This is a genomic window from Vibrio sabulosilitoris, from assembly GCF_055391395.1.
In genome coordinates, this window is the sequence record NZ_AP029599.1 from 1,645,633 (window position 1) to 1,669,432 (window position 23,800).

Genomic DNA, 23,800 nt, shown 5'->3' on the forward strand with positions numbered 1-23,800 from the left:
AGCAATGAATTAGGAAAAAACGATGAAAAAAAGTGTAATAGCCCTGCTTGGCTTAGCTGTGATTTTGGGTGGCTGTTCAAACAAAGTCAGCTACGGTGATGCACAAGCAGTTGAGACGACGACGATAGATTTCGGCTCAACAGACCTTCAGACGATTGTAGGTGAGATGGTCGACAGCATGTTGCTCTCGGGCTCAGTCGCATCAATTACTCGTGATGAGCGCCCAATCGTCTTTGTAGAGCGAATCAAGAACAAAACACCTGAACACATAGATACAGAGTCAATCACCGACAGCATCAGTACCAAGATGCTGAACTCTGGCAAATTCCGCTTCGTCGATATGGACAGAGTTGAGTCGGTCCGTGATCAGTTGAACTTCCAAAATAACGATGAGCTGGTTAATCAGAGTACCGCTATCCAGTTTGGTAAAATGGTCGGTGCACAATATATGATGTATGGTAACCTATCAAGCATCAACAAGAGTGCAGGCAACGATAAAGACGTGTACTACAAAATGACGATGCGTCTAATGGACCTAGAAACAGGCTTAATTGAATGGGCGGATGAAACAGAAATCCGCAAACAGCAATCAAAGAGCTTCCTAGGCCTTTAAGCCAAGCAGCCATCTACAATGACCACCTCGTGTGGTCATTTTTTTATCTCAAGGCGGCCACAAGCGTTGGCGGCTACCTCGATAAACTCGCGCCCCGAAGGGCATCGCCCGTCCTCGCCCCTCGAATCTAAACAGGGGTTAGCACATCTAATTCCCCCGTGCCCCGTGAATGATGATTTGTGATAAAGAGATCACTTTTCGCTAAACTATACATACATTTTCATTCACATTTCATTCTAAAGCCCGCCAATCGTGATAGATTGAAAGCAACCAAACGCTGAATTACCAAGCGGTGAGTCCGCGTAGTTTGGTGGCTCGCCAAGAAAAACAAGGGAATGCCTTATGATTATATATTTACATGGTTTTGACTCAACAAGCCCTGGTAACCATGAGAAAGTACTTCAGTTGCAGTTTATTGACGAAGATGTCCGCTTTATTAACTACAGCACACTCCACCCCAAACATGATATGCAACACTTACTTAAAGAAGTGAGCAAGGTGATTGATCAATCGGGTGACAAACAAGCATTGATATGCGGTGTTGGATTAGGCGCTTATTGGTCAGAGCGAATTGGTTTCTTATGCGGAATCAAGCAGGTGATGTTTAACCCAAATCTACACCCAGAAGATAATATGCAAGGCCGCATCGACCGCCCTGAAGAGTACGATGATATTGCGACTAAATGCGTCGAAGATTTCCGCCTTAAGAATCAAGACCGCTGCATGGTGATATTGTCACGCGAGGATGAGGCACAAGACAACACGAAGATCGCAGCAGAGCTTGAACCCTACTACGATATCACTTGGGACGAAACCCAAACCCACAAATTCAAAAAAATCTCCCAACACCTACAAACCATAAAAGCCTTCAAACAGGCGTAACCTCAAAGAATAGTTAACGCGCTGCTACGCAGCGCCCTTTATTCGCTTCTCGCAGGACAACGTCCGATCTCGCCTCTCGCTTCTGATTTTTGGTAATTAAGTTACAAAACCGTAAAAAAAATAGTGAATCTCATCATCAATCCGCTTGCACCCTTCATCAACCCCTATATAATGAACTCAATTAACAAAAGTTGATAAATATCAATAAAAGTTGAATAAAGCATACAATAGTGCCAATGCACCGTCCAAAGATAGGACCAAGTAAAGTCAAACTAGGCGAGCGACGTCCATTCCGCTCACAGAATGCTTAGAAAGCCAATTTCACGTTGATAGAGCCAGTCTGTCGATGAAGTTTTGAAGTTAAAAAATTAAGAGGAAGTGTATTGTGACTAAGATCGTTGTTGTCGGCGGGGGAGCCGGGGGGCTTGAGCTTGCCACTAAATTAGGTCGTACACTAGGTCGTAAGGGCAGCGCTAAGGTCACCCTAGTCGACCGTAAAGCGAGTCATCTATGGAAGCCTTTGTTACATGAAGTCGCTACAGGGTCACTTGATGAAGGCGTTGATGCGCTTAGTTATCGCGCCCATGCCAAAAATCATGCTTTCGAGTTCCAAATGGGTAGTCTAGAGAGCATTGACCGCGAGCAGAAGTGTATTACCTTAAGCGAATATAAAGACGAGCATGGAGAGCTGTTAATTCCTAGCCGTAACGTCGATTATGATGTCTTGGTGCTAGCGATTGGTTCGACGTCAAATGACTTTAATACTCCTGGCGTGCGTGATAACTGTATCTTCCTTGATAGCCCAGAGCAAGCTCACCGTTTCCGCACCGAAATGAACAACGCGTTCCTTAAGTTACATGCTAACAACGGTCAAGGCTCAGTGGATATCGCCATCGTTGGCGCAGGGGCAACGGGTGTAGAGTTGTCTGCAGAATTACATAATGCTGTAAAAGAGCTACGTACTTACGGCTTTGGTGATCTTGACTCAAGTAAGCTCAATGTGAGCTTGGTGGAAGCGGGGGAGCGCATCTTGCCTGCACTGCCAGCCCGCATCTCGTCAGCGGCACACAGCGAACTGACCAAGCTTGGTGTGAATGTACGCACCGCAACTATGGTGACACAAGCCGAGACCGATGGCCTAACCACCAAAGATGGCGATAAGATCCCAGCCGATATCATGGTTTGGGCTGCCGGTATCAAGGCACCAGACTTTATCAAAGATATTGCTGGGCTCGAGACTAACCGAATCAACCAGTTAGTGGTTAAGGACACCTTACAGACTACACGTGATGACAGTATTTTTGTCATTGGTGATCTGGCTCAGTGCACCCAGGCTGACGGCTCGTTTGTGCCACCACGAGCACAAGCTGCTCACCAGATGGCAACCCAAGCATACAAGAATATCCTGGCACAGATTAATGGCCGCGAGCTCAAAGCATACACCTACCACGACCATGGCTCATTGGTGTCACTAAGCCGTTTCTCAACGGTAGGCAGCTTGATGGGTAACCTGACTAAAGGGTCAATGATGGTCGAGGGCCGCATTGCTCGTGTAGTATATATTTCTCTCTATCGTATGCATCAGATGGCGCTGCACGGCATGTTAAAAACTGGCCTGATGATGCTGGTAGGGCGTATTAACCGAGTACTGCGACCAAACTTGAAGTTGCACTAATCGAGCTTTTACATCGATAAAGTGAAACCATGTTTATCGCAGTTGATGGAGAGTCGACTTGTAGCTTGTCCGTGAAACTCGATGCTGGCCTACTAAATACACAATGCCGCCCTTTTCCCTTGCGAAAAGGGCGGCTTACTTAATCTAATTTACCGCCATACTCAGCCAAGCGATTTTCAATTAACAACCTAACGCCTGCTAGTCTTCACGATTGTGACTAGGTTACCAAAAGTATACTTCTTGAATAAGTTCAGCTGGTTACCATAATGAACCACATCATAGGAATCGATGTTTGTTTCAAGGAGCTATCGGTATGGACTTAGCAAAAAAACACGCCTTGTGGCGCAAACCCATTCACCATTTAGATGCAGAATCCAGCAGTGACCATGTCCACTGGATAGAGCTGTTTTATGACCTTGCTCATGTGGTGTCCATTTTCGTATTAGGTAACTTTTTAAGCCATCATTTGGACGTGACTGGGTTCTTGGTGTTTGCTGCACTGTTTAGCGTGATTTGGTTTGCGTGGTTTGATTTGAGTCTGTTCAACTCGTTATATGTCAGCACAGATATCCCACACCGTTATATTATGGCGATACAGATCGTCACCATTATGGTGATGTCGTCTTCGATACTGCACATAACCGGCGGGGGATGGCAGTTTTTCGCTCTGGCTTACGCCCTTAATCGTGCCCTCATTACCTTATTGTATTTTCGTGCCCGCAGCGTCGATAAGGTTGAGGCGCACTTGCCTTTGACTCTGGCAAAGAGCTTTACATTAGGTGCACTGGTGTTCTTTATCAGTGCCTTTCTCCCTACTCCCTATAATTATTTGGCATTTTCATTTGGGGTTTTAAGTCTGATCAGCCTATACGTGGCTCCCAAGATTGGCGTGATCCACAACGCTCGATTCTTGCCAAGGCTTGGGCACATGGCCGAGAGATTTGCCCTGCTGTTATTGATTGTGGCAGGAGAGGGGTTCTTTAAACTGGTGATCACGCTTGCAGATAAGGGTATCGACACCGTTGTGGGCGATGTGTTTGTTAACTATGCCTTTGGTGGGCTGTCAATTTTTGTTTTGTGTTGGATTTATTTTGATTTTGTTGGCAATGGTAAGCCAAGAAACAAGCAGCCTCGCACCTTGATCGCTTGGGTTACTTCTCACCTAGTGTTAATGCTTTGCTGTGTGATGATTGGCGTGGCCTTATCGGCTGAGGTCAAGGTGGCCTTTGCCGATCAATACCCTCTAAAGTATGCAGTGATTGGCTGCTTGGGTCTTGCAGGTTATCTGCTGTGCCTGCTTAAGATCCAGAATGTGATCGAATTGAGAACCGCTCATCGATTTGCCACCGCCAAGGTTAGATATTTTAGCGTCAGCTTGGCACTGGTCACCTTGATCGTTGTAACTTTTGTGTCCTCGGTTGTGGCGAATATCCTTTGGGGAACAGCGCTGTTCTCGCAAATCATTATTCCGGTGCGTAACGCGTTTAAAGTGTTAAGCAAAGAAGCCAAAGTAAGCGATATCAAGTCAAACTAAGTCTGACCGACACAATCAATTGGGAGGGGTTATGCAGCCCAAGGTGATTTCGGGCCAAGTCACGGCCTTTCAGCTAGCGGTATTAGTGCTGTCTATCTTTGTTGTCACTTCATTAACTATCGAGTTAATGTTTGAAGTTCCGAAAGAAGTGGTGTAGATTTTGCTCCACGTTGATAGCGTTATCTGTTTGATTTTCTTTATCGACTTTATTCAACAATACCGCGCAGCTCCCTCAAAGCGAGAGTATATGAAATGGGGCTGGCTTGATCTGATTTCATGTGTCCCACTGCTGGAAATGAATCAGTTTGCGCGTGTTATCCGAGTATTTCGTTTACTGCGTGCCATCAAGTCTGTGTCGACCATTTCTCATGCGATTAATGAAAATAAAGCCTCCACGTCACTGCATTTTATGATGGTGGTATCGATAATGATGCTGATTTTTGGTTCGATATACATTCTTTATCTAGAGCAAGGTATGCTAGGGGCTAATATCCATCAAGCGAGCGATGCTCTGTGGTGGACATTTGTCACTATCACGACGGTTGGGTACGGTGATTATTACCCAGTTACACTGGAGGGACGGTTGGTGGCGATCGTCTTAATAACCACTGGCGTTAGCATGTTTGGTAGTTTTACTGCCGTGCTTGCATCATGGATTATGGATAGCTCGGGTGAACGCAAGGCGGACAAACAGCTTGCCACAGAAATTCAAGCGCTGCGGGAAGAGCTGAAAGCACTGCGCACAGAACAAGAGTCGGGGCGCAAGCCTAATGCTTAGCCGTTAGGCTAGAGACAAGCTGGTACTTTAGCGACTTTACCCACGCTGTGATAAGCCGCGACGCGATGATGTTCCTGTATGTATCGCGGCGGTGGTGAAAGCACCTTTACCGTGTAATCACTGCCAGTGATGTCTTTGCTCGATGGACTGATCGTCACTATATCGAGGCCGGGATCCAAGCGAGTAATGATACGGCCAATCGCAAGGCCCTCGTTGATATGGAAGTCGCCCGCAATGTGCATGACTTGCTGTCTTGGGTTTTGTTTGAGGTGCAGGACAATACTTTCGGCCATGGTTTCGTCCCAGGTCAGCTGCGCGGCGTAGTGGTCTTGAGTCGTCTTGACAGGTCCATGATGCATCGATGCCATAAACAGGCTCTTGTATGGGTTGTCACTCAGATCAAGGCGTTGAGCTACCCAGCCTCGTTCAGTGTCGTTTAATGTCTCAAGATACTCAGGCCCCAATCGTCCTACACAACGCACGATGTGATTGGGCGCGTTAGCGGCTATCACTGGTTGTTGATTGTTTTTTGCAAGCTCAACCAGGGCGCGGTAGTCCCGAGTGTAGTCAGGCCAAGCATCGCCTTGGTCAATCAAAAATTGCTCACCCACTTCACCTTGCAGGTAGGCGTTTACAACAGTCTGCTTGTCTCGAGTGAACTGCTCCATTGATAACGAAACCCGCTGGTTGTTTTCCACTAACTGTTGATAAAGGTCAGCTTGAAATCGGTGGATACCGGCATGGCCATGCCACTCTCCTACGAGTATCACGTCGGCTTGGAGAATTTCCTCAGGTAGATTGTGCACCGATATAGGGGTATTACTCGCGTCAACCATCTGGTAGTCAAAGTGGTGACTAACCGATTGGCTAGAGATACCTGCAGGTGATTGCGAAGAGGGGATACAGCCGGCAACGAGTAGCGCAACGCTGACGGTGTAGCAGCGACGAAGTGCGATGTGAAGTATTTCGGGTTGTTGCATGCTGCCTCCAATGGACCTGATCGTCTAAAGTCTAAGAGAGGCAGCGTTGGTAATCAAACCTATAAACCCAGTCATCTACCTTGTTGTTGTAAAGAAGGCTGGGGATTGAGAGCTACCTTTTTCGGTACACTCTCAGCATAAAATCTGCCTCACAGATGAAGTCTTCTTTATCGACAAGCGACCGCAACAGTTCAGGACTGGCTTTCCAGGCAAATGGCGTCATCTGCAACAAGTCATACGCGTCGCTACCAGAAAGGTGCATCGGATAGCTGAGCTTTTCTTCCATCTCAAGCTCGAAGCCATCGATCTCCTCTGCAGTCTCATCGTGTAGGCGAACATCCGAATAGATTAGCTCACGCAACTGGTACAGGTGACGCGCTGCTGGCGTAACTGTGACAATGATCCCTTGCTCTTTAGTGGTACGAACCAACTCTTGATGGTTACAAGGGGCATAGATGCGCACGATGGCATCAAGCGCGTTATCAGCGAAAGGTAGGCGCTGGCTTGAAGCCACACAGAAATTGACGCCGTGGTAACGTTTGGCAGCTTGTCTGATCATGATTTTAGAAATATCCAGACCATGCACGTCAGATTGAGTCACTTTAGCGATATGCTCGGTGTAATACCCCTCGCCACAACCAATATCAAGGATCACTGGTTTACTGATATGGCTTTTAGTTTGGCAAAGTGTCGCGACTCGTTCGCGCAGCGGCGCGTAGTAATCAAGGTCGAGAAAACGACGTCGTGCGTTCATCATCTCTTTGTTATCACCGGGATCTTTAGAGCGTTTGTGCTGCACTGGCATCAGGTTGACATAACCTTCTTTTGCAAGGTCAAAACTGTGGTTGTTTACGCAGCGGTATGAGCGCTCAATCAGGCTCAGTGGCTCTTGGCAAAGCGGGCATTGGTAGGGCATGGCAATGGCACCAGTAACATTGATTATTCTGAAGTGGCGCAAGTCTAACAGGAATCAACAAGGGGCTAAAGTACTGCCTGCCCCTTGTTGTTATCTCCCTGATGAACAGTCGGTGTCGACAACAGATTGCCCAAAGATGGGGTTTACACCGATAGGCGGGTGACAAGTGTATGTGATTCACCAGGCTTGAGCTCGGCACCTGCATCGAGGCTGTTTGCGTGCACCGTGGACTCAACACACAGCATGGTCTCGAAGCCATTGTCTTGCATATCTGCCATGGCTTGGGCACCCTCAGACCATGGGTTCCAGACAACCGCACTGTTGTGTCCTTGATTGTCGACACAGACTGTGCGCTTGAGTTCGGGATCTTCAATCTTGATCACGGCCTCAGGCTGAGTATAAACGCGATCGACACTGCCGATAAGCTTGAGCGTGCCATCCGACGAACAAACCTGATTGTCAGCCAGGCTATCAATGTATTGATTTCCTAAGCCTTGTGTCTGGGCTTGATGGATATCGCCAATATTGAGATAGCTGTGCAGTGCACCAGAAAAACGCCACGGAGTATCATCAATATTCATAACCTTGAACGTCACCGTGAGCTGCTTGCCCACTTCGATCAGCAGCCGAGCATCGAATAGGTGTGGCCAGATGTCGTGTGTCGCCTCACTGGCGAACAACGCGAGTTCGATCATCACGCCATGCTCATTTTCGCGATGTTCGATCAACTCCCAATCGCTATTGCGGGCAAAGCCGTGCGCTGGGGCATGAATGCGGCCAAACCAGGGCCAGCAAATAGGGATCCCACCACGAATAGCCGTTTGGCCATCGAACTTTGCTTGCTCGCTCATCCAGATCAGGTCTTGACCGGCTTGTGGAGTATAAGAAAGTACGTGCCCACCAAAAAGTGAGATGGCCGCGCTGGCGTGCGGGTGGTCGACACGAATGACCTTAATTTGGTCGAGCTGGGCGATTGAGACGCAGTCAGACAATGCGCTGACGGTAGGGAGGGTAGAGTAGTCCATGAGTCGTTTCCTTTGACAGCATGATTTGGCCAAAGCCAAATCGCAAATAGCAAAAAGGCGACCCGAGAGTCGCCTTTTTAATAATCATGTCTCAAAGACAAGTCGTAGCTAAACGCTGCTCTAATTACTTAGAGATGTGAGCGATTAGGTCTAGAACTTTGTTTGAGTAACCGATTTCGTTGTCGTACCAAGATACAACTTTAACGAACTTGTCGTTAAGTGCGATACCAGCTTTAGCATCGAATACTGAAGTGCAAACTTCACCGATGAAGTCTTGAGAAACAACTTGGTCTTCAGTGTAACCAAGAACGCCAGCCATTTCGCCTTCAGAAGCTTCTTTCATAGCTGCACAGATTGCTTCGTAAGTTGCACCGTTCTTAAGGTTAACTGTTAGGTCAACTACAGAAACGTTAGCAGTTGGTACGCGGAAAGCCATACCAGTTAGAAGACCGTTTACTTCTGGAAGTACAACGCCTACAGCTTTAGCAGCACCAGTTGAAGATGGGATGATGTTCTGAGAAGCACCACGGCCACCGCGCCAGTCTTTAGCAGAAGGACCGTCTACAGTTTTTTGAGTCGCAGTAGTTGCGTGAACTGTAGTCATAAGACCAGATTCGATACCGAACTTGTCGTTAAGAACTTTAGCGATAGGCGCTAGACAGTTAGTAGTACAAGAAGCGTTAGAAACGATGTCTTGGCCTGCGTAAGTGTCGAAGTTTACGCCGTTAACGAACATTGGAGTTGCGTCTTTTGAAGGACCAGTAAGAACAACTTTCTTAGCACCAGCAGTGATGTGCTGACGTGCAGTTTCGTCAGTTAGGAAGATACCAGTTGCTTCAGCTACTACGTCAACACCGATTTCGTCCCACTTAAGGTCCGCTGGGTTACGCTCAGCAGTAACACGTACAGTCTTACCGTTAACGATTAGGTTGCCGTCTTTAACTTCTACAGTACCGTTGAAACGACCGTGAGTTGAGTCGTACTTCAGCATGTATGCCATGTAATCTACGTCGATTAGGTCGTTGATACCTACTACTTCGATGTCAGCGCGCTCTACAGATGCACGGAATACGAAACGACCGATACGGCCAAAACCGTTAATACCTACTTTGATAGTCATTTTTAGTTGCTCCACAACTTTATATTTCTTGATGAAAGATAACTGGTAGTAAAATTACAAAACCAATTGAAATTCTGCAACAGATAATCGGCGCTAAGTTGCGTCATGTCAAAAATTTTTCTTCTTTTCTTGCACAATTTAACCTAAATGGTCGATTTTTATCCGTGCCACGGGTTCATTTCACCAAGCGTTTGCTTAAAATATTGCAGTGGCAGTTCGCCAGCTGGGCTTAGTAGTACCCTCATTATGGGGTCTAGTATGTGCTACAAGGCAGCTGTTTCGCAAGTGCGCAATGAAAAAGTTGAGTCAGTGATCCCAAGGCCGTAGGTCTGGTAAATAATAATACAAAAGAGCATGGAAAATCGTAATGAAAAAGATCGAGAAGTCAGACGAGCAGTGGCATGAGCAGCTAACGGATGAAGAATTTCGAGTTTGTCGCCGGCAGGGGACGGAGGCGCCATTCTCTGGGGTGCTGCTGCATAACAGGGAGTCAGGCGTTTATCATTGTACTTGTTGTAGTGCCGCCTTGTTTGCATCAAAAAGCAAATTTGATTCCGGGTGTGGTTGGCCAAGTTTCGACGCGCCAATTGAGCCCGACGCTATCCGATACTTGAGTGATCATAGTCATGGAATGCGGCGAATAGAGATACGATGCGCGCGTTGTGACAGCCATTTGGGCCATGTTTTTCCAGATGGGCCTCCCACGACAGGTGAACGTTATTGTGTAAATTCGGTTTCGTTAGTTTTTTCCAAAACTGAAAGCTAATTGAAACTAAAGTTGCATATAAGCGAGCTCAGACAGACCAGACGGCTGCTCATAATTGATGCTCAGGCTTTGCGTCTTGGCGTGGATTTGAGGTAGAAGAGCGTGAGAGTTAGTCAGCGATACTGCGACTACGGTATCGCTGCGAGCTAATCTCAGCCACAATGCTCACACTCTGCTGGTCGAGCTGTCGCTTCTGCAGTGGCGTGACATTTTGATAGATAAAATCTAACTCGCGCTCGGATGCAATCGCTGCACCGAAGTGCTTTGCCACCATCGACCATAAATAGGCGAGTTCAATCTGGCTAGTACGGTAATAGAGAGTGCTCAGGGTGGTAAAGATATCGCGGTTTACGGGTGCCTCGAAAGAGAGTTCAATGGCGCGATGCAACATTTGCTCAGCTTTGGCCGGGTCTCGAGTAGTGTAGAAAGTGGCCAGTGCATACTGCAACTCGGCGGTGTCGAGCTCGGGCTCGCCTTCAAGGCGCAGAAACTGACGTCGCGCCGATTCTTCACCGAGATAGATCCATGCAAAGTACAGTGCGTGGGCTGACTGTGTTTCCTTGATATTGGCAATGAGACGCTGTTGCTCTTGACGCATTGACATCATGGTTTCAAATCGAGCGGTCTTGCGATCGCGCCTGTCGATTGGCTCAATCTGCGCGGCAAGCTCGAGGCAACTTCGAAAATCGCTCACCAGTTCGTACTCACGGATGTGTTGGATATCGGTGCGAGGGTTGGGTGTGTCGGCACGATAAGCAAGCAGTCTATAGCGTGGCGCATGACATTGACTGTCATCTATGTTGAGTTGCTGGCACTTAAGCTCTGGATGGTCTCGACACAGCTGCTCTGTTTCAGTTAACTGCTCAAAGCAGCCAGAAAGCAGGGCGGTGCAGGCAATAACAATGCTTGGTTTTAACAACTGAATTTTCATGCGCGTGATCAAATCCACTGATTATCTGTATTTATATTGACTACGTTAATCAGCGAGTTATTGTTTCGCTACTAACCCTGGCTTTTTGTTTTTCAAGCATGTCGCCCTGTGGCTAGATGCGGGTAAAAAGGATTATCAACATGGATGTCAATCAACTTCTTGAAGCGATCACCCCACAAGTCTATCAACGCTTAACCTATGCCGTTGAGACCGGTCGTTGGCCCGAAGGGCAGCCATTGACGGCTGAGCAACGAGATAAGTGCATGCAGGCGGTGATGCTCTATCAATCCAAGCACAATTTAGACGCGCAACACATGACCATTGCGGCGGGGGGCGAGTTGCACCTCAAAAGCAAAGTCGAGCTTAAGCATCAATTTACTCGATCAGAGCAAGAGATCGCCAGATTCGAGATATCCAGTGCAGACAAAGCTGCCAAGGACTAGCTTTTTACTCCAGCGATAGTAAGAAAAAGGTAGCCACATTGGCTACCTTTTTTTGCAAATTTTTAGTGTCTCTGCCACAAATCTTAGCTGTTGCACATGGCTTTATACTGGCTATAAACTCATTTCACCGCGCAGAATTAATTGCATCTGCTGCTTAACCTCATCGTAGCTCAAGTCTTGGCTGAGTAAAAAGTGAAGTTTGGCCAGTGCTGCTTCTGGTGTCATATCATAACCGCTGATCACACCAGCATCGGCTAGGGCACACCCAGTTGCGTAGCCGCCCATATTAACTTTACCTGCTAGGCATTGGGTCAAATTGACGACGATGACACCACGCTCAGAGGCTTCTTTCAGGTGACCGAGCAGCTCTGGGTTTTGTGGCGCATTACCGACACCAAAGGTAAGCAAGATCATTGCATTGACGGGTTGCCTCAAGGTATTGCGGATAACCTCGTGTGATATTCCAGGGTACATGGTGATCACACCGATCGGCTGCGGGGTGATATTATGAACGATAAAATCACCCTGAGGTTTTTGCGCTACCTCGACACCATTGCTGACTTTAATGCTGATCCCCGCCTCAAGCAGTGCAGGCAAGTTTGGTGAGGTAAAGGCATTGAAGCCGTCTGCGTGTGACTTAGTACTGCGGTTGCCACGCATTAGCTGGTTGTTGAAAAACAGCGTGACTTCGTTGATTGGGTAGTTGGCAGCAATATGCAGGGCGTTAAGCAGGTTGGCCTGACCATCCGAGCGCAGCTCAGCAAGCGGGATCTGTGAGCCAGTAACAATCACCGGTTTGCCAAGGTTTTCCAGCATGAACGACAGGGCCGAAGCGGTATAGGCCATGGTGTCTGTGCCATGGAGAATGACAAAGCCATCATAGTTGTCGTAGTTATCACGAATATCATCGGCGATCTGCTGCCAGTCTTTTGGCGACATATCTGAGGAGTCAATCAGTGGGTCATATTCGTGAATGGTGTATTCAGGCATCTCAGGGCGATGGAACTCAGGCATGCTTGCCAGTTGTTGCTCCATAAAGCCCGCAACGGGGATATAGCCTTGTTCGGACTTTTGCATGCCGATGGTGCCACCAGTGTAGGCGATGTAGATGTGCTTTCTTGTCATAAGGCTGCTTTAGTTTTGAGAGAGAAAAAAGGACGCTAATTATATAACTCGCGTCCTATTAGTCTAGGTCAAACTCCGCTATGCCTCCTTTGAGCTGCAAAGGAGGGCTTGGAGAGGTTAAAGCAGGTTACAATTCAGACACAGCGCATAGTGCCCTTTAGGGTCATTCATGCTGTTGAGCAGACTCACGTCGCTTGCTACCTGCTCAGTGATTGGACTCAGTGCGTCAGGCAGTTGGACACCGAGGCTGTCTAACACACCAAGCGAGACTTGGTTAAACATTTCTTGCAAAAACTCTTGTAGCGGCGGCAGTGGTTTACGTACCCAATCGATGTTGTAGTCGTCGAGCTCAGCCAATTGAGCCGCGCTGGCAATGGCATCGTCAAAATCACCCATTTGATCGACCAGGCCAAGATTCATTGCATCATAGCCTGTCCACACACGACCTTCGGCAATGTTTTCCATTTCGCTTGAGTCTATTCCGCGTCCTTCACTGACGAGATCAGTAAAGCGATTGTAGGTGTGCTCGACACCCAGCTGAATAGCTTGTGACGCGCCATCACTAAGCCCGGTAGTGATACCCACACCTGAAAATGGTGAGGTGCCAACACCATCGGTGCTGATGCCAAGATTATTCAGACCATCCTCGAAGGTAGTGATCACGCTAAACACCCCAATCGAGCCGGTTAATGTCGTCGGCTGGGCGAGAATCTTATCGGCATTCATACCCACCCAATAGCCACCAGAGGCAGCTAAGCTGGACATTGAGACCACTACAGGCTTACCGGCTTCGCGCAGAGCGAGGATCTCATTCCGGATCACCTCTGAGGCAAATGCGCTGCCTCCAGGACTGTCAACCCGAAGCACCACCGCTTTGACGGATTCCGTGTTTCTGGCTTGGCGTAGCAAGGCAGCGGTTGTGTCACCACCAACACGATTACGTTGTTGGCGACCATCCATAATCGCACCGCTGACTACCACTACGGCGATATCGTTCGCAGCGCTAGAGAAGGTATCAAACAAGGTAGTTTGATACTCGTAGTAGCTGATCGCGTTATAACTGTCACTGCCTTTGGCACCAAACACGTCTGCCATCTGCTGTCGAATTTGCTGACGGGTGGCTAGTTCATCAACCAGCCCCATATTGAGCGCCAGCGTTGCCATGTCACCATTCACTTCGCGCATCATTTCTAACAGCTGTTCCATTGATGGTGTCAGGCTTTGTGGCTCAATGTCGCGATTGGTCGCAACGTCTTCAACGTAGGCGCCCCACATTTGGCTTAGCCAACGACCTGCAGACTCTTTGGCTTCATCAGACATATCGTCGCGGATAAAAGGCTCAATCGCAGACTTGTAAGTACCAACGCGGAATACATGAGTATTGACGTCAAGTTTCTCCAGCAGTTCTTTGTAGTACAGATTGTAAGCGCTGTACCCTTTGAGCATCACCCCGCCATCCGGCGCGAGAAATACCTTATCGGCGTAACTAGCTAGATAGTATTGGCTTTGATTATAGATGCTGCCAACCGCGTAGATCGGCTTACCTGAGGCGCTAAACTCAGCCAAAGCCTTGGCGATGTAGCGGAGTTTGGTTAAGTTGGTTTCCGGCATTTCTTGCAGCGCTAAGACGATGCCAGTGATCTGGTTATCTTCTTGAGCGTGACGAATGGTATCAACGATATCAAAAAGAACGTTTTCTCTTGGCATGTCTGCGCCAAAAAACGACCCAGTGATCGAATCCATCGGATTGATGTAAGAGCGACTCTCTACAATCGGGCCGGACAGGTTCATGACCAAAGCAGACGGCTGCTCGACGGTCGGCGTCGCAGTGACCTGGTCTGCTTGTTGAAAGGTAAAAAAGACGACAGCAATCACCGCGAGGAAGAACAGGTTTAAAATCGCCACCCGAATAAAGGTGATGGTCTTCCACAAGCCTCTGAGTATTTTGCCGATGAACTTGAACAAAGTTTTCATTGTTTCTCCACAGTTAGGTTCGCATCCTGTGAGTACAGGGAGAGCAGCCCTAATCCTACGTTAACCTATGCTTTCTAACAACTTTAGTCCAAAAATGAACCTTGATGCATGTTGCATAGTTGTGAGTGGATATTTGATATTCAGATCTTCACCGCCTATTCTGGTCAGACCACAATAATAAATTTACCCATCCAGTATCCGTACGATCGGGTGAGCATCATTACTACGTTATGAGTGAGGCAAGTATGTATCCCAATCTACTCCAGCCATTAGACCTTGGTTTTACTCAATTACGTAATCGAGTCTTGATGGGCTCAATGCATACCGGGCTTGAAGAGCATAAGCAGGGGCTAGACAAGCTGGCTGCCTTTTACGAAGAGCGGGTAAAGGGGGGAGTAGGCTTGATTGTAACCGGAGGCTTTTCGCCCAATCTGCGTGGGCGCCTGCATCCGTTGAGCGCGGAATTTAGCAAACCAAAACACGCCGCGGCACATAAGGTCATCACAGAGGCGGTGCACCGACACCAAGGCAAAATTGCTCTGCAGCTACTCCATGCTGGGCGCTATGCTATGCACCCCTTTGCTCAAAGTGCTTCAGCAATAAAAGCGCCAATCGCCCGTTTTGCCCCAAGTGAGATGAGTCCACGGCAAATCCGCGCCACAATCGATGATTTTGCCAATAGCGCAGCACTTGCCAAGTTGGCCGATTATGACGGCGTAGAAATTATGGGCTCAGAGGGCTATTTGATTAATCAGTTTTTGTGTAAGCGGACCAACATGCGTTATGACGAGTGGGGTGGCAGTTATCAAAAACGCATGCGCTTGCCATTGGAAATTGTCAAAGCGATTCGACAAGCCGTTGGTGAGGAGTTCATTATTATCTTTCGCTTGTCGATGCTCGACTTAGTCGAGCAAGGCAGCACGTTTGATGACGTTATTGAATTAGCGCAAGAGTTAGAAAAAGTCGGTGTCACCATTTTGAATACCGGGATTGGTTGGCACGAGGCACGGATACCAACGATTGCCACCCAAGTGCCACGCGGAGCGTTTACCTGGGTGACGGAGAAGGTAAAACCCTATGTCTCGATACCCATTGTCACCTGTAATCGGATCAATACACCGGATGAAGCGGAGCGGATCCTAGCCTCAGGTCAGGCGGATATGGTGTCAATGGCTAGGCCCTTCTTGGCTGACCCTTATTTCGTTGCGAAAGCAGAGCAGAATCAAAGCCATCTGATCAACACCTGCATTGGTTGTAATCAAGCCTGTTTGGATAATGTGTTTGTCGGCAAGGCGGCCAGTTGTTTGGTCAATCCACTGGCCTGCCGCGAGTCTGAGCTTAAGGTAGAGCCGGTTACTGAGAGAAAAACCATTGCTGTAGTGGGAGCGGGCCCGGCGGGTCTTGCTTGCGCTACGATTTTGGCCGAGCGGGGACATGTCGTCGATCTAATCGAGCACAGTGACCGGATCGGAGGGCAATTTCGCCTAGCGATGCAGATCCCCGGTAAAGAGGAGTTTCGCGAGACAATCCGATACTTTGCCAATCGTATTGAGCAGACCGGTGTTAATCTGCTCCTTGATACTGAAGCGGATTTTGAACAGCTCAAAAAATATGACGAGGTCGTGTTTGCCACGGGCGTTAAACCACGCAAGATTGCTTTTAATGGCCTAGAGGGCTCGGATAAAGTGGTTGATTACCAAACTCTGATTCGAGAGAAAACCTACAAGGGCGATAAGATCGCCATCATTGGCGCGGGAGGGATAGGCGTGGATGTTGCCAGTATGCTGACCGAGCCGCCAAGCCAGAACCTCGATGATTGGCTGCAGGAGTGGGGGATTGACCGTCAGATGGAGCAGCCGGGGGGGATCTATCCGTTTCCCGAGCCGATCTCAGATAAAACGGTTTGGCTGCTGCAACGACGCAAGGGCAGAGTGGGTAAGGGACCAGGTAAAACTACTGGCTGGATACATCGGCGAACACTTGAGCTGCGCGGTGTCAACCTTATCGGTGGGGTCAGCTACGAAAAGCTCGATCAACACGGACTGCATATCATGCTAGGTGGAGAGCAGAAGTTACTGGATGCGGACATGGTGGTGGTGTGTGCTGGCCAAGAATCGGTGCGGCCCTTCGAGGCTCGGTGGCAAGAGCTAAGCGAACGCGTACATGTCATCGGTGGTGCTGATGTCGCTGGCGAGCTTGATGCTGTTCGGGCGATTAAGCAGGGGGTCGAGTTGGCGATTAAGCTCTAGCCACGGTGGACATCCCTGTTGTTTGCTTGTTGTGACACGACTTCAAGCGCTCCCCCAGAGTGTTACGTTTGCTGTCGATGATTCAGGGGTCAACGTCACCTTCAACACCCTCATGGGACAGATCGCCAGAGAGCTCAGCCTGTATCTCAGCCAAGCTCTCTTGCTCGGCGGCCACTATTGCCCCCGTTGCGGCGTCGACTTCAATTTCATAGGCCGTATCATTGAGGCGAATAAACATATCCCATTGTGTGTCGGGCTGATCAAAACGGATGCCTAATACCTCGACGCCCACCTCAGCAAGGGCAGCGGTAATCGCTTCCTGCTCGCTGATAAGATCAGGCTCCTGACTGGCGAGAGCTGGAAGAGTGCCAACACTCAATACGCTCCCAAGCAAAACCAAAACGTGTCTCATTTTATCTCCCAAACACTGGTGAAAGTCTTGATAGTCTAGACGATCAAGGCAGTAACGCGAGGTTCCTCGATTCATCCAGTCTATTTTCATTAGTTTTGACTAATGAGGGTCGATTGTTCATAAAAACGAAAAACTGATTTATTAAATCGCCCCATTATAAACAGCGGCTGATGAGTTTAAGCTTTGGCGGTCGAATGTTGCACCAAGCTGAGGAGCCAAACATGCATTATGAAGGTAAAATTTATCGTCCTTGGATGGAAGCCGAGAGTGTTTTAATTCAAACGACTCTGGGCTGTAGTAACAACCAGTGTACGTTCTGTACCATGTTTGACGATAAGCGGTTTAAGGTGCGTGATCTGGACGATATCTTTAAAGATATTGCCGAGGCCCGGATGATCTACCCGAAAGTCGAGTCGATCTTTTTGATCGATGGTAACGTGATGGCAATGCGCACCGATAAGCTGATTGCGATCCTTGATCAGATCAAAGTGACCTTTCCAGAGCTAAAACACTTAGCCTTGTACTCTGGCTTTAATGATTTCCGCCGCAAGAGCGTTACCGAGTTAAAAGAGATCCGTTCAGCCGGTCTAACCACAGCATACTCGGGCCTCGAGTCAGGCGATCCGATCGTGCTTGAGCGAATTAAAAAAGGGATGACCCGTGAGCATGCGATCAAAGGTATGGAGATGGCGCGCGAGGCGGATATCCAGGTGCTGGCATCGTTTATCTTCGGCCTCGGTGGTCGTGAGCGTTCTAAAGAGCATGCGGTTAATACCACTAGCTTGCTTAATATTATTCGCCCTGATGCGATTGCACCAATGGCGCTAGCTGTGCAACCGGGTAGCCAACTCGAGCGTGAGGTGGAAAACGGCGAGTTTATTCTGCCAACGCCGCTGCAAATCTTGGAAGAAGAAAAGTACCTGCTAGAAAACATGGAGGACTTTCCGTGTTTCTATTGGGGCGATCACGGCAATAATATCGCCAGCATGCGTGGCGTGTGGCCAGAGGCCAGAGAGCCGTTTCTGGCCAACATCAACAAGCACATCCAACACAATCCGATGGCGAAGAAGAATGTGATTGAGACGTATGCTTGGTAGGTGATGCGCGCGATCCGAATTAATTCACATTATTGACATAGTAGGAGCTGGCGATAGTCAGCCCCTTTTTCGTTTCTTGGCTAAATACCCTATCAATCATCAGGAATTCCCGCACAGACATATGGCCTACATCAACGGAATTGCTCACAGAGCAACCGTTTGCGTGCTGGTTGGATACTTTTGAACCTTAATTTTAGTGTGGGCTTAAAATCACTATGTTCAATGGCGGTCATAAACTGTAGAATCTGCACAATTTATTTTTGGCACACGCAGTATGAGGCTTCCGATGACTACTCCAACCCAGTTCGAACTCTATGATATTCTCAAGACCTACGAGGATAACTACCAAAACGGTCCTTTCTTTAATGGTGAGATGCCAGCTCGTCCTGCGATCAAGCAAACACAAAAGGTGTTCGATTTTGAGGTGAACTCACGCCTTGGCGTACCCGCCGGTCCACTGCTAAACAGCCACTGGTGTGATGTTTACGCGCAGCTTGGCTTTGATATCCCAGTATATAAAACTGTGCGAAGTGTCGAGCGCGCCTGTCACCCAGCGCCAAACTGTGTCTTCCTAGATACTGACAAGCAGTTTAACAACCTTGAGATCAACTCAGAAATCCACCCAGGTGCTCGTCCTTCTCTGGATGAGAAAATTACCATCACCAACTCTTTTGGTGTGCCATCACTAGCGCCATCGGTTTGGATGAAGGACATTGAAGAGGGCAACCGCAAAATGGGTCAAGGCCAGCTAATGGTGGTATCGGTGAACGGTACGCCAGGTCTGGCTGAGCGTGACTTGGTTGAAGATTACGGCTACGTGTCTGCAATGGCAAAAGAAGCGGGCGCAAAAGTTATCGAGGTTAACTACTCTTGTCCTAACCTAGGTGGTAGCAAAGAGGGTGCTCTGTTCTCAGATCCAGAAAACTCTGCGCTGGTTTCTAAGAAGATCCGCGAGTCTATCGGTGACACGCCACTAATGATCAAACTTGGTTGGATGCCAGCTGAGCAGCTTGAGAAAGTGATTGAAGCCAACCGCCCTTATGTTGATGGCTTTGCGGCAATCAACACCATCCCACGTAAAGTTATCACTCCAGATGGCGTTGCGGCTTTACCAGGTGAAGGACGCCTATCAAGCGGTACCTGTGGTTTTGCGATTGGTGACTTGGCTGAAGAGGTGACACAAAACCTTATCAACCTGCGCACTAAGTGGAAAGATGACTTTGTTATCTGTTCAGTAGGCGGCATGATGAACGCTGAAGATCTGCACCGTCGACTAGACATGGGCGCTGACTTGGTGATGAGTGCAACAGCGGCAATGTGGGACCCGTACCTGGCGCAGAAATTCCACCAGTACAAATAAACCCCACCTTTAACCCAGATTAGCGGTTAATTATTGAAGTGATTGGTGCTAAGTGCTTGGCACCAATCACTTATTCTCTGTATTTCCTTTCGATATTCCCTTTCGATACTGTGGCGAGCCAGTTACAGGATGACTGTCTTATTCCCGTAGACAAACACGTGGTCATTCAAGACCTTATTCAGAGCCTTACTCAGCACGTTTTTCTCTACATCACGTCCAGCCTGGGCCATATCTTTGGCGCTGAAGTTGTGATCAACTGGGATCACGTCTTGTTTGATGATCGGGCCTTCATCTAAGTCATTAGTCACGAAGTGCGCCGTGGCGCCAATGATCTTAACGCCGCGCTCATAGGCTTGCTGATACGGTTTCGCGCCGATAAACGCCGGCAGGAAGCTGTGGTGGATATTGATGATCTTGTGGTGATACTTTTCGACAAAGCCCGGGGTTAACACGCGCATGTACTTTGCCAGCACTAGATAATCAGGTTGATACTGCTCAATCACCTCAAGCACCGCTTGCTCATGCTCTTCACGATTAAGCCCTTCATGACTAACGTGGTGATAGGGGATATCAAATTTTTCAGTCAGTGACTGGAGCGTATCGTAGTTACCTACCACGGCAGCAATATCGATATCTAGCGAGCCATCATAGGTCTTCATCAGGATATCACCCAAGCAATGGGCCTCTTTGGTCACCAAGATCACCACTTTTTTGCGCGTTGAACCAATCAATTTGCGATTGGCACCATCGGGCAGTGCTTGGTCTAGGTCAGCAAGGAAGGTTTGGTCGTTAAAATAACCCTCTAGCTCAGTGCGCATGAAGAAGTGCCCACTGGTGTTATCAACAAATTCGTTGTTGTGGATGATGTTGAGCTGATGCTTGTAACAGATATTGGTGATCTTTGAGATAAGTCCCGGCGCATCACTGCAGTGGGTCAACAGGGTTTTCTTTTCCATCTATCGAGTACTTCCATGATTAATTGATATTCCTTGCGGCAGGCGCGAGTAGGCTCGCGACGTGCTGGTGGTCGGGGTCGTAGGACGCCCAAGCAGCACGGTAAGAAGAGACTTGCCGTTATTGACCCTAATAATTGATCGATTCTGGGGTGATTTTCAACCTAAGTTTCTGAGTAAATAGCACTATCTTGGTGCAAAAGGCCTGTGTGCGCGCAAGGCAATCGCCTGATCTTAGAGACTTGTAGCTAGTGATCGAGAGAAGGAAAGCTGCGATAATGGCGCCAAATTGATGACCCGATACGACCGATGATTGAAAAAACGTTTTCTGCGCAAGGCGCGCTAGGTAAAGCGATTCCCGGCTTTCAACCCAGACAGCCGCAAATAGACATGGCCAAAGCCACGCAGGAAGCGATTGCCGAGCAAAGCCAATTGGTGGTTGAGGCGGGTACCGGTACCGGTAAGACGTTTGCTTACTTAGTCCCTGCGCTGATGAGTGGCAAAAAGGTCATCATCAGTACCGGTTCAAAGAACCTTCAAGAGCAGCTCTTTCACCGCGACTTACCATTAATGGTTGAATCCCTAGGCTTTTTTGGCGCAGTCGCCCTGCTTAAAGGCCGAGCCAACTACCTGTGTCTTGATCGCCTCAGCCGACAAATGGTGGAGGTGCACAGTATTCAAGTCGAGAGTGATACGTTGAGCCAGCTAGTCAAAGTCCGTTCGTGGGCATCTAGCACCAAGAGTGGTGACCTCGGTGAGTGTGACGATATTGCCGAAGACAGCCCGATTATTCCCACAATTACCTCCACCAATGATAACTGCTTGGGCAAAGAGTGCCCAAGCTACACCGATTGCTTTGTGCTCAAGGCGCGCAAGCGGGCGATGGATGCCGATGTGGTGGTGGTGAATCACCACCTGTTTATGGCCGACTTAGCCATCAAGGAGACCGGGTTTGGTGAGCTGATCCCTGAGGCCGAAGTGTTTATCTTTGATGAGGCGCATCAGATCCCCGATATTGCCAGCCAGTACTTTGGTCAAAGTGTTTCAAGCCGCATGATCCATGAGCTAGCCAAAGATATTGAGATTGGCTATCGCACCGAAGCTAAGGACATGAAGCAGCTTAGCAAAGTCGCAGAGCAACTGCAGCAGGCCGCGATGGAGCTGCGACTGAACCTAGGCGATGCGAGCTTTCGCGGCAATTGGCGTGAAGCGGTGGCCTCGCCGGCAATAAGTCGCGCTATCGCAAGGCTAACAGATTCGCTCGATTTCGCGCTTGAGGTGCTCAAGCTTGCCTTGGGCCGCAGTCAAATCCTTGATGCCGCCTTTGAGCGCGCTACCACAGTGGCTAATCGCATCGAGCGTGTGTGTGATGTCTCCATCACAGGTTATAGCTACTGGTATGAGACCACAGCGCGCCACTTTGCCCTGCATATCACTCCGCTGTCGGTAGCCGATAAGTTTTATGAGCAGATTGAAGCTAAATCTGGGGCGTGGATCTTTACCTCAGCGACCCTCGCGGTAGATGGCAGCTTTGATCATTTCTCCGAGCGGCTCGGGCTCAAGCCGAAGCGCCAGTTTTCACTCCCAAGCCCGTTTGATTACGCTGAGCAAGCGCGTCTTTGTGTACCAAGATACTTACCAGAGCCAAACAGTCCCGGTCTGGCCGCTAAGTTAGTCCAGCTATTAACGCCTGTGATTGAACATAACCAAGGGCGCTGCTTTTTCCTCTGCACTTCCCATTCGATGATGCGTGAATTGACCGAGGGCTTTCGCGACAGCCTCGACATACCCGTGCTGATGCAAGGTGAGACCACCAAGCAAAAGACGCTCAATGAGTTTATGGAGCTGGGGAATGCCCTTTTGGTCGCAACTGGGGCCTTTTGGGAGGGGATTGATGTTAGGGGCGATACGTTAAGCTGTGTTATTATTGATAAATTACCCTTTACTGCACCGGATGATCCGTTGCTAAAGGCACGAATTGAGGATTGCCGCCTCAAAGGGGGAGACCCGTTTCGAGATGTGCAGATCCCAGACGCCGTGATCACCCTTAAACAGGGGGTAGGGCGTCTGATCAGAGACAAAAAAGATCGTGGTGCACTTATCTTGTGTGATAACCGGATGGTCACGCGTGATTATGGCGGGATTTTTCTCTCCAGCTTGCCACCCATTCCGAGAACGCGCGATCTTAAAATCATTACGGATTTTTTAACCGTAAAAGAACCCAATAGTTAGAGATACCCATGAGCATGAAAATACTTGCTGTAGACACCGCAACGGAAAACTGTTCAGTTGCACTGATGATTGACGACAAAATCTATAGCCGTAGTGAGGTGGCTCCGCGTGACCACACCAAAAAAGTCTTGCCGATGGTGGATGAAGTGTTAGCTGAGGCGGGTGTTGCCCTGACTGACCTCGATGCATTGGCGTTTGGTCGCGGCCCTGGCAGCTTTACTGGGGTACGTATAGGCATTGGCATTGCCCAGGGGCTTGGCTTTGGTGCAGATTTGCCGATGATTGGTATCTCTACCCTTAAAGCAATGGCACAGGCCACTTTCCGCCGCCATGGTGTTGAGCACGCAGCTGTGGCCATCGATGCTCGAATGAGCGAGGTGTACTGGGGCCAGTTTAGCCGTATGAGCAATGGCGATTGGCAGGAAGTGATGCCAGAGTGCGTGATCCCACCGGCGGAGCTAGCTGACGTTGTCAGTGACTCAGAGCATAACTGGTATGAGGCGGGCACCGGTTGGCAGGCGTATGCTGACCAACTGGCTGATTTGTCGATTACTCGCACTCGCAGTGATGTACTCCACCCAGATGCGCAAGATATGGTGCTGTTGGCTAAGTATGAGCTGGAAAAAGGCAACACGGTCGATGCCGAGCAGGCCAGCCCGGTTTACTTACGTGATACCGTGGCATGGAAGAAACTTCCAGGTCGCGAATAAGCTCCTCGCTTGGCGCCAGCTAGGC

General features: G+C 48.9%; 22 protein-coding genes. 13 read left to right on the forward strand and 9 right to left on the reverse strand.

The annotated features are described in order from the left end of the window. Positions 1-22: 22 nt before the first annotated feature. From lpoB to ACZ5R2_RS07860, 6 genes are all read left to right on the forward strand, one after another. The gene (gene lpoB, locus ACZ5R2_RS07835; protein ID WP_464901733.1) at positions 23-613 is read left to right on the forward strand and encodes a penicillin-binding protein activator LpoB; all 591 of its coding nucleotides are present in this window, start codon (positions 23-25) and stop codon (positions 611-613) included. Positions 614-955: 342 nt separating this feature from the next. After that, a complete protein-coding gene (gene ycfP / locus ACZ5R2_RS07840; protein WP_464901734.1) occupies positions 956-1,495 on the forward strand; it encodes an alpha/beta hydrolase YcfP in 540 nt (179 codons plus the stop codon). A 385-nt stretch (positions 1,496-1,880) separates the two neighbouring features. After that, positions 1,881-3,170 carry an NAD(P)/FAD-dependent oxidoreductase gene (locus ACZ5R2_RS07845; protein WP_464901735.1) on the forward strand — a complete coding sequence of 430 codons (1,290 nt, stop codon included), beginning with the start codon at positions 1,881-1,883 and terminating at the stop codon, positions 3,168-3,170. Between the two features lie 313 nt (positions 3,171-3,483). Continuing rightward, positions 3,484-4,704 carry a low temperature requirement protein A gene (locus tag ACZ5R2_RS07850; RefSeq protein ID WP_464901736.1) on the forward strand — a complete coding sequence of 407 codons (1,221 nt, stop codon included), beginning with the start codon at positions 3,484-3,486 and terminating at the stop codon, positions 4,702-4,704. A gap of 31 nt (positions 4,705-4,735) precedes the next feature. Continuing rightward, entirely contained in the window at positions 4,736-4,861 is a 126-nt protein-coding gene (locus ACZ5R2_RS07855; protein ID WP_464901737.1) for a hypothetical protein, read from the forward strand. A 3-nt stretch (positions 4,862-4,864) separates the two neighbouring features. Beyond that, a complete protein-coding gene (locus tag ACZ5R2_RS07860) occupies positions 4,865-5,482 on the forward strand; it encodes a potassium channel family protein (protein WP_464901738.1) in 618 nt (205 codons plus the stop codon). Positions 5,483-5,490: 8 nt separating this feature from the next. Here the strand turns inward: ACZ5R2_RS07860 and ACZ5R2_RS07865 are convergent, their stop codons facing one another. The 4 genes from ACZ5R2_RS07865 to gap form a co-directional block, all read right to left on the reverse strand. After that, entirely contained in the window at positions 5,491-6,462 is a 972-nt protein-coding gene (locus ACZ5R2_RS07865; RefSeq protein ID WP_464901739.1) for a ChaN family lipoprotein, read from the reverse strand. Between the two features lie 112 nt (positions 6,463-6,574). After that, positions 6,575-7,378 (reverse strand): 23S rRNA (guanine(745)-N(1))-methyltransferase, encoded by an 804-nt coding sequence (rlmA, locus tag ACZ5R2_RS07870; protein ID WP_464901740.1) that lies wholly within the window; start codon positions 7,376-7,378, stop codon positions 6,575-6,577. 143 nt (positions 7,379-7,521) lie between these two features. Beyond that, the gene (locus ACZ5R2_RS07875) at positions 7,522-8,403 is read right to left on the reverse strand and encodes a D-hexose-6-phosphate mutarotase (RefSeq protein ID WP_464901741.1); all 882 of its coding nucleotides are present in this window, start codon (positions 8,401-8,403) and stop codon (positions 7,522-7,524) included. A gap of 124 nt (positions 8,404-8,527) precedes the next feature. Then, positions 8,528-9,523 carry a type I glyceraldehyde-3-phosphate dehydrogenase gene (gene gap, locus ACZ5R2_RS07880; protein ID WP_464901742.1) on the reverse strand — a complete coding sequence of 332 codons (996 nt, stop codon included), beginning with the start codon at positions 9,521-9,523 and terminating at the stop codon, positions 8,528-8,530. A 367-nt stretch (positions 9,524-9,890) separates the two neighbouring features. On the opposite strand from gap, the gene msrB reads away from it, so the two are divergent. Then, positions 9,891-10,289, forward strand: a complete 399-nt coding sequence (gene msrB, locus ACZ5R2_RS07885) for a peptide-methionine (R)-S-oxide reductase MsrB (RefSeq protein WP_464901743.1) — start codon at positions 9,891-9,893, stop codon at positions 10,287-10,289. Between the two features lie 109 nt (positions 10,290-10,398). Here msrB and ACZ5R2_RS07890 read toward each other — a convergent pair whose 3' ends face one another. Beyond that, a complete protein-coding gene (locus ACZ5R2_RS07890) occupies positions 10,399-11,220 on the reverse strand; it encodes a DUF2989 domain-containing protein (RefSeq protein WP_464901744.1) in 822 nt (273 codons plus the stop codon). A gap of 140 nt (positions 11,221-11,360) precedes the next feature. Between ACZ5R2_RS07890 and ACZ5R2_RS07895 the strand changes: the two genes are divergently transcribed. Then, a complete protein-coding gene (locus ACZ5R2_RS07895) occupies positions 11,361-11,663 on the forward strand; it encodes a YeaC family protein (protein ID WP_464901745.1) in 303 nt (100 codons plus the stop codon). A gap of 111 nt (positions 11,664-11,774) precedes the next feature. On the opposite strand, the gene ansA is transcribed toward ACZ5R2_RS07895, so the two are convergent. Together ansA and sppA are read right to left on the reverse strand one after the other, a co-directional pair. Then, positions 11,775-12,788: an asparaginase gene (ansA, locus tag ACZ5R2_RS07900; RefSeq protein ID WP_464901746.1), complete on the reverse strand. Its 1,014-nt coding sequence runs from the start codon at positions 12,786-12,788 to the stop codon at positions 11,775-11,777. Between the two features lie 117 nt (positions 12,789-12,905). After that, positions 12,906-14,762: a signal peptide peptidase SppA gene (gene sppA / locus ACZ5R2_RS07905; protein WP_464901747.1), complete on the reverse strand. Its 1,857-nt coding sequence runs from the start codon at positions 14,760-14,762 to the stop codon at positions 12,906-12,908. A 245-nt stretch (positions 14,763-15,007) separates the two neighbouring features. Between sppA and ACZ5R2_RS07910 the strand changes: the two genes are divergently transcribed. After that, a complete protein-coding gene (locus tag ACZ5R2_RS07910) occupies positions 15,008-17,011 on the forward strand; it encodes a 2,4-dienoyl-CoA reductase FMN-binding domain-containing protein (protein WP_464901748.1) in 2,004 nt (667 codons plus the stop codon). Positions 17,012-17,093: 82 nt separating this feature from the next. On the opposite strand, the gene ACZ5R2_RS07915 is transcribed toward ACZ5R2_RS07910, so the two are convergent. Next, positions 17,094-17,423 (reverse strand): PepSY domain-containing protein, encoded by a 330-nt coding sequence (locus ACZ5R2_RS07915; protein WP_464919434.1) that lies wholly within the window; start codon positions 17,421-17,423, stop codon positions 17,094-17,096. Between the two features lie 221 nt (positions 17,424-17,644). On the opposite strand from ACZ5R2_RS07915, the gene ACZ5R2_RS07920 reads away from it, so the two are divergent. Together ACZ5R2_RS07920 and ACZ5R2_RS07925 are read left to right on the forward strand one after the other, a co-directional pair. Beyond that, positions 17,645-18,520 (forward strand): radical SAM protein, encoded by an 876-nt coding sequence (locus ACZ5R2_RS07920; protein ID WP_464901750.1) that lies wholly within the window; start codon positions 17,645-17,647, stop codon positions 18,518-18,520. Positions 18,521-18,806: 286 nt separating this feature from the next. After that, positions 18,807-19,880, forward strand: a complete 1,074-nt coding sequence (locus tag ACZ5R2_RS07925; RefSeq protein WP_464901752.1) for a beta/alpha barrel domain-containing protein — start codon at positions 18,807-18,809, stop codon at positions 19,878-19,880. A gap of 122 nt (positions 19,881-20,002) precedes the next feature. On the opposite strand, the gene purU is transcribed toward ACZ5R2_RS07925, so the two are convergent. Further along, positions 20,003-20,836 (reverse strand): formyltetrahydrofolate deformylase, encoded by an 834-nt coding sequence (purU, locus tag ACZ5R2_RS07930; RefSeq protein ID WP_464901753.1) that lies wholly within the window; start codon positions 20,834-20,836, stop codon positions 20,003-20,005. A gap of 306 nt (positions 20,837-21,142) precedes the next feature. Here purU and ACZ5R2_RS07935 point away from each other — a divergent pair, with 306 nt between their 5' ends. Both ACZ5R2_RS07935 and tsaB read left to right on the forward strand, forming a co-directional pair. Further along, complete coding sequence (locus ACZ5R2_RS07935; protein WP_464901754.1) at positions 21,143-23,065, forward strand: ATP-dependent DNA helicase; 1,923 nt, start codon at positions 21,143-21,145, stop codon at positions 23,063-23,065. An 8-nt stretch (positions 23,066-23,073) separates the two neighbouring features. Then, positions 23,074-23,775 carry a tRNA (adenosine(37)-N6)-threonylcarbamoyltransferase complex dimerization subunit type 1 TsaB gene (gene tsaB / locus ACZ5R2_RS07940; protein WP_464901755.1) on the forward strand — a complete coding sequence of 234 codons (702 nt, stop codon included), beginning with the start codon at positions 23,074-23,076 and terminating at the stop codon, positions 23,773-23,775. Positions 23,776-23,800 lie beyond the last annotated feature (25 nt).